The sequence below is a fragment of the Nocardia lasii genome (assembly GCF_042658545.1).
Taxonomy (GTDB): Bacteria; Actinomycetota; Actinomycetes; order Mycobacteriales; family Mycobacteriaceae; genus Nocardia; species Nocardia lasii.
The window spans coordinates 1-12,694 of the sequence record NZ_JBHSQN010000014.1 but is presented as its reverse complement, the minus strand read 5'-3'; the positions used below and the strand labels follow the sequence as shown (position 1 = coordinate 12,694).

General features: G+C 68.2%; 15 protein-coding genes and 1 riboswitch. Of the genes, 7 read left to right on the top strand and 8 right to left on the bottom strand.

Going from position 1 to position 12,694, the window contains the following annotated elements:
• Positions 1-20: 20 nt before the first annotated feature.
• From ACFP3H_RS20580 to ACFP3H_RS20560, 5 genes are all read right to left on the bottom strand, one after another.
• Positions 21-605: a DUF3558 domain-containing protein gene (locus ACFP3H_RS20580; protein WP_378608459.1), complete on the bottom strand. Its 585-nt coding sequence runs from the start codon at positions 603-605 to the stop codon at positions 21-23.
• A 277-nt stretch (positions 606-882) separates the two neighbouring features.
• On the bottom strand, positions 883-1,368 hold the full coding sequence (locus ACFP3H_RS20575; RefSeq protein WP_378608457.1) for an STM3941 family protein: 486 nt from the start codon (positions 1,366-1,368) through the stop codon (positions 883-885).
• Positions 1,369-1,560: 192 nt separating this feature from the next.
• Positions 1,561-2,769, bottom strand: coding sequence for an O-succinylhomoserine sulfhydrylase (locus ACFP3H_RS20570; RefSeq protein ID WP_378608456.1), 1,209 nt, complete (start codon positions 2,767-2,769; stop codon positions 1,561-1,563).
• 10 nt (positions 2,770-2,779) lie between these two features.
• Positions 2,780-3,196 (bottom strand): rhodanese-like domain-containing protein, encoded by a 417-nt coding sequence (locus ACFP3H_RS20565; RefSeq protein WP_378608454.1) that lies wholly within the window; start codon positions 3,194-3,196, stop codon positions 2,780-2,782.
• Positions 3,197-3,213: 17 nt separating this feature from the next.
• Positions 3,214-3,332: riboswitch (SAM riboswitch) on the bottom strand.
• 45 nt (positions 3,333-3,377) lie between these two features.
• The gene (locus ACFP3H_RS20560; protein ID WP_378608453.1) at positions 3,378-3,836 is read right to left on the bottom strand and encodes an Rv0361 family membrane protein; all 459 of its coding nucleotides are present in this window, start codon (positions 3,834-3,836) and stop codon (positions 3,378-3,380) included.
• Positions 3,837-4,015: 179 nt separating this feature from the next.
• Between ACFP3H_RS20560 and ACFP3H_RS20555 the strand changes: the two genes are divergently transcribed.
• Both ACFP3H_RS20555 and ACFP3H_RS20550 read left to right on the top strand, forming a co-directional pair.
• Positions 4,016-5,404, top strand: coding sequence for an FAD-dependent oxidoreductase (locus ACFP3H_RS20555; protein WP_378608451.1), 1,389 nt, complete (start codon positions 4,016-4,018; stop codon positions 5,402-5,404).
• A gap of 36 nt (positions 5,405-5,440) precedes the next feature.
• Complete coding sequence (locus ACFP3H_RS20550; RefSeq protein ID WP_378608450.1) at positions 5,441-6,295, top strand: amidohydrolase family protein; 855 nt, start codon at positions 5,441-5,443, stop codon at positions 6,293-6,295.
• Position 6,296: 1 nt separating this feature from the next.
• On the opposite strand, the gene ACFP3H_RS20545 is transcribed toward ACFP3H_RS20550, so the two are convergent.
• The gene (locus ACFP3H_RS20545) at positions 6,297-6,779 is read right to left on the bottom strand and encodes a DUF456 domain-containing protein (protein WP_378608448.1); all 483 of its coding nucleotides are present in this window, start codon (positions 6,777-6,779) and stop codon (positions 6,297-6,299) included.
• 128 nt (positions 6,780-6,907) lie between these two features.
• Here ACFP3H_RS20545 and ACFP3H_RS20540 point away from each other — a divergent pair, with 128 nt between their 5' ends.
• Together ACFP3H_RS20540 and ACFP3H_RS20535 are read left to right on the top strand one after the other, a co-directional pair.
• A complete protein-coding gene (locus tag ACFP3H_RS20540; RefSeq protein WP_378608447.1) occupies positions 6,908-8,005 on the top strand; it encodes a CaiB/BaiF CoA transferase family protein in 1,098 nt (365 codons plus the stop codon).
• A gap of 45 nt (positions 8,006-8,050) precedes the next feature.
• A complete protein-coding gene (locus tag ACFP3H_RS20535) occupies positions 8,051-8,455 on the top strand; it encodes a hypothetical protein (RefSeq protein WP_378608445.1) in 405 nt (134 codons plus the stop codon).
• Here ACFP3H_RS20535 and yczR read toward each other — a convergent pair.
• On the bottom strand, positions 8,442-9,941 hold the full coding sequence (gene yczR / locus ACFP3H_RS20530) for a MocR-like transcription factor YczR (protein ID WP_378608443.1): 1,500 nt from the start codon (positions 9,939-9,941) through the stop codon (positions 8,442-8,444). The two genes, ACFP3H_RS20535 and yczR, sit on opposite strands and share 14 nt — an antisense overlap.
• 62 nt (positions 9,942-10,003) lie before the next feature.
• Between yczR and ACFP3H_RS20525 the strand changes: the two genes are divergently transcribed.
• From ACFP3H_RS20525 to ACFP3H_RS20515, 3 genes are all read left to right on the top strand, one after another.
• The gene (locus ACFP3H_RS20525; RefSeq protein WP_378608442.1) at positions 10,004-10,267 is read left to right on the top strand and encodes a hypothetical protein; all 264 of its coding nucleotides are present in this window, start codon (positions 10,004-10,006) and stop codon (positions 10,265-10,267) included.
• Between the two features lie 37 nt (positions 10,268-10,304).
• A complete protein-coding gene (locus ACFP3H_RS20520) occupies positions 10,305-10,868 on the top strand; it encodes a methylated-DNA--[protein]-cysteine S-methyltransferase (RefSeq protein WP_378608440.1) in 564 nt (187 codons plus the stop codon).
• Between the two features lie 211 nt (positions 10,869-11,079).
• The gene (locus tag ACFP3H_RS20515) at positions 11,080-11,895 is read left to right on the top strand and encodes an alpha/beta hydrolase (RefSeq protein ID WP_378608439.1); all 816 of its coding nucleotides are present in this window, start codon (positions 11,080-11,082) and stop codon (positions 11,893-11,895) included.
• 124 nt (positions 11,896-12,019) lie between these two features.
• Here ACFP3H_RS20515 and ACFP3H_RS20510 read toward each other — a convergent pair whose 3' ends face one another.
• The gene (locus tag ACFP3H_RS20510; RefSeq protein ID WP_378608437.1) at positions 12,020-12,307 is read right to left on the bottom strand and encodes a hypothetical protein; all 288 of its coding nucleotides are present in this window, start codon (positions 12,305-12,307) and stop codon (positions 12,020-12,022) included.
• Positions 12,308-12,694 lie beyond the last annotated feature (387 nt).

The following is a 12,694-nucleotide window of genomic DNA, read 5'->3' as shown; positions in this document are numbered from 1 at the left end:
GCTCGATATCCTGTTGCGAGTCAAAGATTCTCGGGAATCGACGGCGTGATCTTGGCAGCTAGTCCACGGGCGATCTCGCAAGAGTCGAGGTGCCCGGTGTCCCGCCGGGACGGCGGATTGACCACATTGACTTCCATGCTCCCACCGCGCACTGCCACATTGACGTCGCAGACGTCTTTAGTGCTTCGTCCGGCCTCCTGGCGCCAGACGATCGCTTCGCGACCATCGATAGTCAGTTCGCCCGAGTCCGGCAGGTTGCGATCTCGGACCATCGCGACAGTCAGGTTCGTGATCCGAACGCTCATCGCGTAACCACCACCGCCGAGATAGACCCAGTCGCAGCCCTGCCAGCGCACTCCACCCGGCGCTTCGGTCAGATCCGGCCTCTTCGAGCCCAGTCTCTCCTCTGTGAGTATCTGGGAGGGGATATCCGTACATGGGTCGAAGCCGGATGGTACTTCTTCGGCGAGCTCGATCCCGTTGACGGAAAGCGTGGTGGTCGAGGCTGAGCCGCCCTCGGTGGCCGCACCGCACCCGAGCAACGTAACTGTCCCGAACAGCACTGGGACGATGGCGACGTATCCGGGCCTGAACAGGCGATTCATGCGTCCCCTCCCGTGCGCAACAGACGAAGGGTAAGCCCCCCCCCCGAGATTCGTCAACACGAACCGGCATGCATATGGCTTCTGCCACTCCGTGCGAGAAGACTTCAGCGAACGTCAGTATGGCGTGTACGAATCAATCTGTCGGAGAGAGTCATCCAACCCTCAGCCCGTCGTCACGCGTGCGTCCGGACGCGCTTGTTGATCGGTCAACCGCCCGCAGATGGTTGATCTTCCGCTGGTCGACTGGTCGATCTGCCGCAGCCGACTTCCTCCCCCGCTACTGCCGAATAGGCAAGGTTGGGTGGTAGTGGCGCATTGCCGCTAGGGCCTGTTCGCTGGGCGCGCCGAGTAGGACGCTCGACAGGACGACGCAGTCGGGCGTGAATCCGCGGTTGAGCCTGTGCATCGTCCGCACCCACAGTGAACTTCGCGCGAAGAACGCGGTGGGATCACGCAGGACGACGCGGAGGTTTCGGTGCTCTATCGGGCCCCGAGTACGGGTGATCCAGATGTCGGCGTGGGCAACCTCGTCCCAGCCGATCCAGCCGAACTGTCGGAAGTAGAGGCCGTCGTAGGTCACCACCAATTCCGGCTTGCGCCAGATCAACCGGCTCGCGATGAACACGGTGCCGAAGGCACAGAACAGCAGGCCTGCCACGCCCACGATGCGTGTCACGTACGCTTCGTCGCCGGCCAGCACCATGCAGAAACCGATCCCCGCGAACATAACGAATGCCGCGAGCATCAACCAGGCATATGCCACCGAGGGGTAGTAGAACGTGGCAGGTCGTTGGACTCCCCCGGCAGTCATATCGGCAGTGTAATTCCTTGTGGGCGAACAGATCTGCTCGTCTACGAACCTGAGCCTGGGCGTGGCGCCGGTCAGTTGGGAGGGGCAGCGGACGCGAAACAGCCCGTCGAGTTCGGCTTCTCGACGGGCTGATTTCGGTGGGTGCTAGCTCAGGGCGTGGTCGAGGTCGCCGAGGAGGTCCTCTAGGTCTTCCAGGCCGACCGAGATGCGGACTACGCCGTCGGAGAGGCCGATGGAGGCTCGGCCTTCGGGGCCCATGGCTCGGTGGGTGGTGGTGGCGGGGTGGGTGATGAGGGTTTTGGCGTCGCCGAGGTTGTTGGAGATGTCGATGATGCGCAGGCGGTTGAGGACCTCGAAGGCACGTTTCTTGCCGTCGTCGCCCGCGAGTTCGAAGGTGACGACGGTGCCGCCGCCCGACATCTGCTCGGTGGCGAGGGCGTGTTGCGGATGTGATTCCAGGAAGGGGTATTTCACCCAGTTGACCGACTTGTTGGACTCCAGGAACTGGGCGACCCGCAGGGCCGACTCGGTGGAGTGGCGCACGCGCAACGGCATGGTTTCCAGGCCCTTGAGCAGGGTCCAGGCGTTGAAGGGGCTCAGGGCGGGGCCGGTGTGGCGCATCAGGTTCTTGACGGGGCCGTCGATGTAGTCCTGGGCGCCGAGGATGGCGCCGCCGAGCACGCGGCCCTGGCCGTCGATGTGCTTGGTGCCCGAGTAGACGACCACGTCGGCGCCGAGTTCGAAGCCGCGTTGCAGCAGCGGGGTGGCGAAGACGTTGTCCAGCACCACTTTCGCGCCCGCGGCGTGAGCCAGCTCGGAGACCTTGCGGACGTCGACGAGGGTCTGCATGGGGTTGGCGGGGGTTTCGAAGAAGACCGCCTTGGTGGGCACGGACAGGGCCTGCTCCCACTGCTCGAGGTCGTCACCGTCGACGAAGACGGTTTCGATGCCCCAGCGCGGCAGGATCTCGTTGCACACCACGAAGCACGAACCGAACAGGCTGCGCGCGGCGACGAGCCGGTCGCCCGCCTGCAGCAGCGCGCCCAGCGCGGTGAACACCGCGGACATGCCGGAGGCGGTGGCGAAAGCGGCCTCGGCGCCGTCGAGCAGGCGGATGCGCTCCTCGAACATGGCGACGGTGGGATTGCCGTAGCGGGAGTAGACGAAGTGCTCGACCTCGCCGGTGAAGGAGGCTTCGGCGGCCTCGGCGCTCTCGTAGACGAAACCCGAGGTCAGGTACAGCGCCTCGGAGGTCTCCTCGAAGCCGGAACGGCGCAGCCCGCCGCGCACGCCGAGCGTGGCGGGGCCGACGCCCTCGGGCAGTGGCTTGTCGAACGAACCACCGGTGATCATGCTTTTCTCCTTATGCCTGACGCCACGGCAGGCCGACCGCGCGCCAGCCCACGCTGCCACGCCGACCGAACGCGTCGGGGCCACCCTCGAAACCGTCGAGCACGTTGTAGGACGGGGCGAAACCGGCGGCGGTCGCCACGGTCGCGGCGCCGATGGAGCGCTGACCGGAGCGACACAGGAACACCACGGGGGCGTCGTCGGGGCGGCCCGCCAGGGCCCGCTCGAGCTGCGCGTCGAAGGCGGGATTGCGGGTGCCGGTGCCGTCGACCCATTCGATGAAATGGGCGGGGCGGTCGATCGAGCTGGTGTCGGGGATGCCGATGGCGGCCCACTCGCCCTCGGTGCGCACGTCGACCAGCACGGCGCCGGGGTGCTCGGTGAGCAGCTCCCACGCCTTCTCAGGGGTGATATCGCCGGCGTATGTCATGTCGATCCTCCTGCGTGAACCCGCTCTTGCCGTGCCGGAACTCCGGAACACACGGCCAGGTCGTCACCCGGAGCACCCCACCGCGGAGGAGGGTTGCCGACCAGCGAGCCGGGGCTTGTCGCTGGCACTCATGACCTTGCGATCTGAGATTGCCTCGCCACCGGTCACCGTGTCAAACGATTCAGAAATCGCAGACCAGCCACGCGCCGTCGACCCTGGTCAGTTTCCAGGTGTCGGTGGTGTCGGTGCCGTTGACGTCGATGGTGGCGTCGATTTTGGCGCGGTCGCCGTTGACGGTGGCGTCGGTGAAGCCCCTGCCGTCGATCGTGACGGTGGATTTCGGGCCGCCGAGGCGCTCGGCGAGGCCGGATTTCTCCTCGTCGAAGCCGGGGCAGGCGACGCCGGTGGGCGGACGCAGGTCGCTGCGGGAGCGGGCGTCGATATAGTTGGTGACGGCGGCCGCGAGTCGGTCGGCCTCTGTGACATTTTTCTCAGCGGGGGCGAGCAGTCCGCCCGCCACGATGCCGATGAGCACCAGGATCGCCACCGCCGCGGCGGCGACGAACGGGACGATGGAACGCTTGTCGGTCTGATCCACCACGATGGGTTTGTCATCCGAACCTGTTTGCTCCTCGTTCATGCTGTAATCCTGACAGACCCGAGCGGGCAGCTCCGACCGCGCGCCGGGTAGCGACAACACCGCAGATAGAATCGCCAGGATTGCGGTGGATGGCAGCTGCCAGTAAGCCGGTGAGTCGACTTAGCCTAAGCTAAGTCGACGCCGTCAAATCAGTTCTCGACCAAAGGGTGCGCGTAAAGATGACCGAACAGAGTGCAGCGACTCGCCCGCTTCGCATCGCGATCGTGGGTGCGGGACCGGCCGGTATCTACGCCGCCGACGCGTTGATGAAGTCCGATGCCGACGTGAGCATCGACCTCTACGAGCGCATGCCCGCGCCCTTCGGTCTGATCCGCTACGGCGTCGCCCCCGATCACCCGCGCATCAAGGGCATCATCACCGCCCTGCACAAGGTCCTCGACAAGGACCAGGTGCGCCTGCTCGGCAACATCGACTACGGCACCGACATCACCCTCGACGATCTGCGTCAGTTCTACGACGCGGTCATCTTCTCCACCGGCGCCAACGCCGACCGCGCCCTCGGCATCCCCGGCATCGAACTCGACGGTTCCTACGGTGCCGCCGACTTCGTGTCCTGGTACGACGGCCACCCGGACGTGCCGCGTAGCTGGCCCCTCGAGGCCGAGAAGGTCGCGGTGCTCGGTGTCGGCAACGTCGCCCTGGACGTGGCGCGCGTGCTGGCCAAGACCGGCGACGAACTGCTGCCGACCGAGATCCCGCCGAACGTCTACGAGGGACTCAAGGGCAACAAGGCCCTCGAGGTCCACGTGTTCGGCCGCCGCGGTCCCGCCCAGGCCAAGTTCACCCCGCTCGAGCTGCGCGAACTGGACCACTCGCCGACCATCGAGGTCATCGTCAACCCCGAGGACATCGACTACGACGAGGGCTCCGAGGCCGCGCGCCGCAACTCCAAGCAGGTCGACATGGTCGCCAACACCTTGGAGCAGTGGGCCATTCGCGACCACGGCGATCGCCCGCACAAGCTGTTCCTGCACTTCTTCGAGTCGCCCGCCGAGGTGCTCGGTGAGGACGGCAAGGTCGTCGGCCTGCGCACCGAGCGCACCCAGCTCGACGGCACCGGCAACGTCAAGGGGACCGGCAACTTCACCGACTGGGACATCCAGGCCGTGTACCGCGCCGTGGGCTACCTCTCGCAGAACGTCACCCAGCTGCCGTTCGACGATCAGGCGGGCACCGTGCCCAACGAGGCCGGTCGCGTGATCGCCGACGACACCGCCGAGGGCGAGGCCCGCTTCATGCCCGCCACCTACGTGACCGGCTGGATCAAGCGCGGCCCGGTCGGCCTGATCGGCCACACCAAGGGCGACGCCAACGAGACCATCGCCTGCCTGCTCGACGACGCCAAGGGCTTCGCCCCCGCGCCCAAGCCGGAGCTGGACGCCGTCACCGAGTTCCTCGAGGACAAGGGCATCCCGTTCACCACCTGGGCGGGCTGGTACCGCCTCGACGCCCACGAGCGCGCCCTGGGCGAGCCCGAGGGCCGTGAGCGCGTGAAGGTCGTCGAGCGCGAGGACATGCTCCGCGCGTCCGAGCCGAACAAGGCCTGAGCTGCCGCCACCATCGAGATAGGGCATTCTGTAACGGTGTTCGATGCCCACGTCCACATCATCGATCCGCGGTTTCCGCTGATCGAGAACGAAGGCTATCTGCCCGAGCCCTACGTGATCGATGACTATCGAAAGCGGATGGGGCACTTCGATGTTCGCGGCGGCGCTGTGGTCAGCGCGTCTTTCCAAGGCGCCGACCAGTCGTATCTGACAGCAGCGCTGGCCGCGCTCGGGGACGGGTGGGTCGGGGTCACCCGGCTCGCCCCCGATGCCACCGACGACGAGATCCTCGCCCTCGACCGGGCGGGGGTGCGGGCGTTGCGGTTCAATCTCAAGCGGGCCGCCGCCGACATCACCGAGATGACCCTGCAGGCCCTGCGCGCCAACGAACTGGCGGGCTGGCATGTGGAGCTCTACATCGACGGGCAGATGCTGGCGTCGTTGCAGCCGGTGATCTCGAAGCTGCCGTCGATCTCGATCGACCATCTCGGCATGTCGCAGGAGGGCTTGCCCTACCTGCTCGACCTGGTGGATCGGGGCGCCAAGGTGAAGGCGACCGGGTTCGGCCGGGTGGAGATGGATGTGGCCGAGACGCTGCGCCGGATCCACACGGTGAATCCGGGGGCGCTGATGTTCGGCAGCGACCTGCCCGGCACCCGCGCGGGCCGCCCGTTCGAGGACCGCGATATCGACCTGATCTGCCAGGTCGTCGGCGCGGATCTGCACGCGGTGCTCGAGGACAACGCGCGCGAGTTCTACCGCCTGCCGCCGGTGCGTCGGGTCGAACCCGCGCCGCCGCCGCGCGCCGACAATCCGACCATCCCGATCCCGCGCAACGAACTGCCCGGCGCCGACGACCAGACCCGTCCGCTGCCGGTCATCGAGCGCTGAGTCAGGTCAGGATCGCGCCGGTGAGCCACACGCCGGCGGCGACCAGCGCGCCGAACAGTTCGACCAGCATCGACAGGCCGACCCCTTTGAGCGCGTGCACTGTTGCGGGCCAAGCCAAGTCGTTGGTCTTCAGGCGGTACAGCTCGGCCAGGTAGACGCCGAGCACGAACCCGATGAACAGCCCGACGATCGGGATGACGAAGAAGCCGACGATGCCGAAGATCGCGCCGATCAGCAGCGCCCGGTTCGACACGCCCGCTTCGCGCATCCGCTTGCCCGGCCAGGTGTATTTGACGACGCCGGAGAGCACCAGCGCCACGGTCGCGATGGTGAACACCGTCCAGGCCGTGGCTCCCCCGGTCAGGAACGCCCAGACCGCGATCGCCGCGAAAATGAGGATCACCCCCGGCAGAATCGGCACGATCACGCCGGTGATGCCGACCAGAATGACGAGGCCGACCAGGACCTCACCCCACACGCTCACTACCGGGTCCTCCCGTTGCCGCGCCGAGTCGCGCTCGTGCGAATTCTCGCCCATGCCCTACCCGAGCCGCCACCCCAGCGCTATTGTCATGTTGTCAATACCGTTCGACGACGAACAGAGGTCACCGCGTGAGCACGGAGTCCACCACCAAGCAGGGCCCGCTGGCGGGCGTCAAGGTCATCGAGTTGGCCGGGATCGGGCCGGGACCGCACGCCGCGCTGCTGCTGGCCGATCTCGGTGCCGACGTGGTGCGCGTGCAGCGCCAAGGCCAGCTGCCCGGTTTCCTCGAGCGCCCGCAGTGGCGTAATCGCACCATCGTCGAGGCGAATCTGAAAGATCCCGCCGACGTGGCCAAGGTGCTCGACCTGGTCGAGAAGGCCGATGTGCTGCTGGAGGGCTTCCGACCCGGCGTCACCGAGCGGATGGGGCTCGGGCCGGACGAGGCGCTGGCCCGCAACCCGCGCCTGGTCTACGGGCGGATGACCGGGTGGGGCCAGTACGGTCCGCTGGCCGAGCGCGCCGGGCACGACATCAACTACATCTCGCTCACCGGCGTGCTCAACGCGATCGGACGCAAGGGCGAGCGGCCGGTGCCGCCGCTGAACATGGTGGGTGACTTCGGCGGCGGCTCGATGTTCCTGGTCTTCGGCATTCTGGCCGCGCTGATCGAGCGGCAGAACTCAGGACAGGGTCAGGTGATCGACGCGGCCATGGTCGACGGTGCGCTCGCGCTGTCGCATTTCGTGTGGGGCATGCGCGGGGTGGGCCTGTGGTCCGACGAGCGCGGCGAGAACCTGCTCGACACCGGCATGGCGTTCTACGACACCTACGAGACCGCCGACGGCAAGTACATGGCGGTCGGCGCGATCGAACCGCAGTTCTACGCGCAGCTGCTGGCCGGACTCGAGATCGACCCGGAAGGGCTGCCCGCGCAGATCGACCCGGCCGGGCAGGAGCACCTGCGCAAGCTGTTCACCGACAAGTTCAAGACCAAGACCCGCGACGAGTGGACCGCGATCTTCGACGGCACCGACGCCTGCACCACGCCGGTGCTGACCTTCACCGAGGCCACCGAGAACGAGCACATCGTGGCCCGTACCGGCCTGATCGACATCGACGGGGTGGTGCAGCACGCGCCCGCGCCGCGCTTCTCGCGCACGCCCGGCGGCACGCCGACTCCGCCGCCGTCCGTCGCGACACCGATCGAAACGGTCTGGGCTGACTGATTTGTCGGCCTGTCGTCGGTAGAGTCCTCAACTATCGATGACAGGTTGAGGGTTCAAGTCCGGCGGCGACACCCGAAGGTGATCGCCGCGATCGTCGCGGTCACCACCTTCGGCGCCGCGATCGTGGCGTTCGTCCTGGCCGAGCGGCTCTTCGACAGCCGACCGGACTGGTCGACCGAAACCCACTGTCGCGCCGAGGCACCCGTGCCGGTGCTGGTCACCACGCTCAACGGGCTCGCGACCGGGCTGCTGCTGGCGGCCGGGATCGCGCTGCTGTGCCTGCTGATGTTGATGCTGCGCTACCCGTCCGAACGCAGTGCGCTGGCGGTGCCGTTGACCGCGGTGGCGTTCGTGCTGTCGGTGCTGTTCATGTTCGGGGCGGGGTACGAGACCGTCCGCCCCGAACCGGCGTCGGTGGGATTCAACCCGTGCGGGTTCAGTAGCAGGTGAGCGGTTGCAGCGGGTCGGCGGCGCGCGGAGTGAGCGCGTCGAAGGCGGCGGCGATGGACTTCACGGCGATCCGCAGGTCGGCTTCGGGATGGGTGAACGGCAGGCGGATGAAGCGTTCGAACGCGCCCTGGACCCCGAAGCGCGGGCCCGCGGCCAGCAGCACGCCGTGGTTGGGGGCGGTGGCGGCCAAGGCGGTGGAGACCGGGCTCGGCAGCTGCGCCCACACCGACATGCCGCCCGCGCCGACGGTGACCTGCCAGGCCGGGAGTTCCTCGGAGACCGCGTCGAGCAGGGCGGTGCGCTGGGCACGGAGTTGTTCGCGACGGCGTTCGAGGATGGGGTCGGCGTTCTCGAGCAGGTGGACCGTGGCGAGCTGATCCATCACCGGGGTGCCGAGGTCGACGGTGGAGCGGATGCCGAGCAGCTTGGTGATCAGCGGCTGGCTGGTGCGGATCCAGCCCACGCGCAGACCGCCCCAGAACGACTTCGAGGCCGAGCCGATCGTGATGATCTCCGAGCCCTTCGCGAACGCGGCGACCGGCGGGGGCATCGGCGCGCCGGACAGGTTCAGCTCGCCCATCGACTCGTCGACGATGACGGTCATCCTGGTGTCGCGGGCGATGGCGGCCAGTTCGGCGCGGCCCTCGGCGTTGAGCAGCAGGCCGGTGGGGTTGTTGAAGTCGGGGACCAGGTAGGCCAGGGTGGCCGCGGTCTGCCGGGCCGTGCTGCGCAGACCTTCGAGATCCCACCCGGCGTCGGGGAATTCGGGGCGCAGCGGGACCGGGATGGGGCGGGCGCCGACATCGCGGATGGCCTCGATGGCGTTCGGGTAGGAGGGGTGCTCGATCAGGACGCGGGCGCCGGGTGCGGCGAGCACGTTGAGCAGCAGGCGCAGGCCGTGTTGCGCGCCGAGGGTGACCAGGATCTGCTCGGGTTCGGTCGGCAGGCCGCGGGCGGTGTAGCGCCGCGCCAGCGCCTCGCGCAGGGCGAGGATGCCGACCGGGTCCATGCCGTGAGTGCCCAGGTAGGACGGGATGCCTTGCAGGGCAATCGAATACGCGTCGTTCAGTTCCGCCGCGGCGGGCATGGCGGCATAGGTCATGTCGATGGTGGGCAGTTCCGGCTGCGCCATCAGGGCCATGATGCCGCGGGTCGGCTTGGAGCCGTCGTGCTGGATGGCCGGGGGCAGGGCGACGGTGCTGCGCGAACCCTGGCGGCTGATCAGGTAGCCGTGCTCGCGCAGCAGCGAGTAGGTGGAGGTGATGGTGGTGCGGCTGACGCCCAGGGTGCCCGCCAGATCGCGTTCGCTGGGCAGGGCGACGCCGAGGGGGGCGCGGCCATCGTGGATGAGCAGCCGGATGGCCTCGGCCAGGGCCAGATAGGCCGGGCGGTGCGGGCGGCGTTCGGCATCGCCGTCGGTCTCGGGGTCACGCCACCGACCCAGGTCGCGAGCCAGACCCGCCGCGCCGATCACTCTTGTCGCCATAACGTCCAGTATTCCCTAAGTGGATATTTAACACCAAGGCCAGTGGCCGCGATTCTAAGGACATGACCACATTCCTTGCCCTGGCCGTCGCTTCCGCCGTCGGCTTCGCTGTCTACTATTTCGCCCCCAAAGAGGGGGAGCTGCCGTTCTGGCCGTTCCAAGATTCGCCGCATGACCGGGCTTTCGGCACCTATGACGAGCAGCGGCTCCATCGCGACCTGGACGCGGTCCGGTCGCGGACGGTCGGTGACGATGCAGTCCAGTTGCCCGAAACTGGACCCTTCGAGCAGGCCAGTGACACGCGACCGGACTCCCTCGCCGCGTGAGCGTGTCTTTGTCGGTGGGGCGGCGCACACTGTGTGCATGAGTGATTCGACGCAGACCGAGACGGTGGTCTCGGCCCTGTTCGACACCGCGATCGGGCTGTGCGCGATCGCCTGGCACGGTGACGCCGTGGTGCGGTTCCAGCTGCCCGAGGCCAGCGAGGAGGAGACCCTCGCGCGGATCACCCGCCCCTTCGACGGCGCGCCGGTGCCCGAGAGCGCGCCGGGCCCGGTGATCGTCGAGGCCATCGCGGGGATTCGCGCCCACCTCGACGGGGCGCTCGACGCGCTGCGCTGGATCGAGGTGGATCTGCCGGGCGTGCCGGAGTTCCATCGGGCGGTCTACGCGGTGACGCGCGAGATCGACCCCGGCCACACGCTCAGTTACGGCGATATCGCGAGTCGGCTCGGCGCGCCCGGCTCCGCGCAGGCCGTCGGGCAGGCGCTGGGCCGCAATCCGGTGCCGATGATCATTCCGTGCCACCGGGTGCTCGCGGCCGACCATGCGCTGCACGGGTTCTCGGCGCCGGGCGGGATCGGCACCAAGGCGCGACTGTTGGAGATCGAGCGGACACCGGGTTTCGGCGAGCCGATGCTCTTCTGATCCGCCGCCCCGCGACTCTTGGCCAGATCTGGGGGCGCGGAGAGCTGAGTTGGCGGCCAGACAGTGGCCGTGGCTTGGTCAGCCCTTGCCCGGTGAGTTACCCAGGTGCTGACGAGATCAGTTGTCGGGTGTGTGAAACCCGCGCGGACCTGCGGTCGAGGTGATCGCGTACCGTCGAGCAACGGCGGCCCGTTATCGAGAGGAATCCCCCATGCAGACTGTGACGTCGGCCGACGGCACCACGATCGCCTACGACCGGGTCGGTGACGGCACCGCCGGGACCGTGATCCTGATCGGTGGCGCGTTCAGCTACCGCGAGTTCTCGACGATGGTCGAGCTCGCGAACACCCTGGCCGACGACTACGGGCTCACGGTGCTGAACTACGACCGGCGCGGGCGCGGCGACAGTGCCGACTCCCCCGGCGTCTACGACGTGGCCAACGAGATCGCCGACATCGCGGCACTGGTCGAGGTCGCGGGCGGGAAAGCGGCGCTGTTCGGCTGGTCCTCGGGTGCGGCGCTGGCGCTACTGGCCGCCGCGGCGGTGCCCGGCGTGACCGAGGTGGTCGCGTTCGAGCCGCCGTTCGTGGTCGACCCGAAAGACCATGTGCCGCCGAAGGATCTGGCCGCCAAGCTGCATCCGATGATCGCTGGAGGCAAGCGCAACAAGACCGTGCGCTACTACATGACCAAGGCGATGGGGATGCCCGCGCTCATGGTGGCGACCATGCGGATCACCCCGTTCTGGAAATCCCTTGCCGCGACCTCGAATTCGACCGCGCACGACTGGGCGGTCATGCAGCCCTACATGCAGGGCAAGAAGCTGGACCCGGCGGATTGGGAGAAGGTGCGGGTGCCGGTGCTGGTGCTCGCGGGCGCAAGAAGCTGGACCCGGCGGATTGGGAGAAGGTGCGGGTGCCGGTGCTGGTGCTCGCGGGCGATCGGACCGCGCGGGTGCTCACCAAGGGCGCCAAGGCGGCGGCCGAGGTGCTGCCCGAGGCCACGTTCGCCGAACTGCCCGGGGTGAGTCACAACCCGAAGGTGTCGATCCTCGCACCGGCGATCGGCGAATTCCTCACTCGCGCGGAGTAATCCGGGAGCACGCGCCGTCGGTCAGCGACTCGACGTGAGCTCGGACGCCCCGGTGCGGATCACGGTGGGGGCGGGTGGTCCCGGTAGAACTGGCACGGGTCGCCGGTGAGGTAGCCGTCGAGGCAGGCGAAGTAGGACTGGACGCAGCTGTTGCTGGTGCAGCCGGCGGTGTAGAGCATGCCGCGGATGCGTTCGTTGCGCTGTTGCTCGGGGGCGAGGGTTTGGGCAGGTCGCGGCGTGGAGGTCGCCGGGGCGGCGGTGGGTGACGGGGTCGGAGATTGCGGAGCGGCGCATCCGGGGAGCACCGCCAACGCCAACAACGTCGCCATCGCGAGACCACCACGCACTGCCGTCACCTCCTGTACGAACTCGTTCCGACGCTACTCCCGCACCCGATCCTGCTACCGCCGACCCGATCCGACGACCACGGGCCCAGTCCTGCGACCACCGGCCCAGTCCGACGGGCGCCAGCCCAGTCCTGCGACCACGGCCCAATCCTGCGACCACCGGCCCGATCCGACGGGTGCGGCCCGCTGACGCCCATCCCTGTGATTCGAGCCAGCGGTCGCGAGTCAGGCCGTGGCCGGTCGGTCGGTGGGGTCAGAGGGTGGCGCCGACTCCGCTGCCGAGGACGCCACCGGCGACCGCACCGGCTGCGGCGGCCGGGAGGCCGAGGGCTGCGGCGCCCGCTGCCGCGCCGACGCCGGCGCCGATGGCCGCGCCCGCGCCGGTCG

What these genes read in the sequence shown, in the direction of transcription:
- ACFP3H_RS20580 (WP_378608459.1), bottom strand. Translation starts at nt 605, where the DNA reads ATGAATCGCCTGTTCAGGCCCGGATACGTCGCCATCGTCCCAGTGCTG.
- ACFP3H_RS20570 (WP_378608456.1), bottom strand. Translation starts at nt 2,769, where the DNA reads ATGATCACCGGTGGTTCGTTCGACAAGCCACTGCCCGAGGGCGTCGGC.
- ACFP3H_RS20565 (WP_378608454.1), bottom strand. Translation starts at nt 3,196, where the DNA reads ATGACATACGCCGGCGATATCACCCCTGAGAAGGCGTGGGAGCTGCTC.
- ACFP3H_RS20560 (WP_378608453.1), bottom strand. Translation starts at nt 3,836, where the DNA reads ATGAACGAGGAGCAAACAGGTTCGGATGACAAACCCATCGTGGTGGAT.
- ACFP3H_RS20555 (WP_378608451.1), top strand. Translation starts at nt 4,016, where the DNA reads ATGACCGAACAGAGTGCAGCGACTCGCCCGCTTCGCATCGCGATCGTG.
- yczR (WP_378608443.1), bottom strand. Translation starts at nt 9,941, where the DNA reads ATGGCGACAAGAGTGATCGGCGCGGCGGGTCTGGCTCGCGACCTGGGT.
- ACFP3H_RS20525 (WP_378608442.1), top strand. Translation starts at nt 10,004, where the DNA reads ATGACCACATTCCTTGCCCTGGCCGTCGCTTCCGCCGTCGGCTTCGCT.
- ACFP3H_RS20520 (WP_378608440.1), top strand. Translation starts at nt 10,305, where the DNA reads ATGAGTGATTCGACGCAGACCGAGACGGTGGTCTCGGCCCTGTTCGAC.
- ACFP3H_RS20515 (WP_378608439.1), top strand. Translation starts at nt 11,080, where the DNA reads ATGCAGACTGTGACGTCGGCCGACGGCACCACGATCGCCTACGACCGG.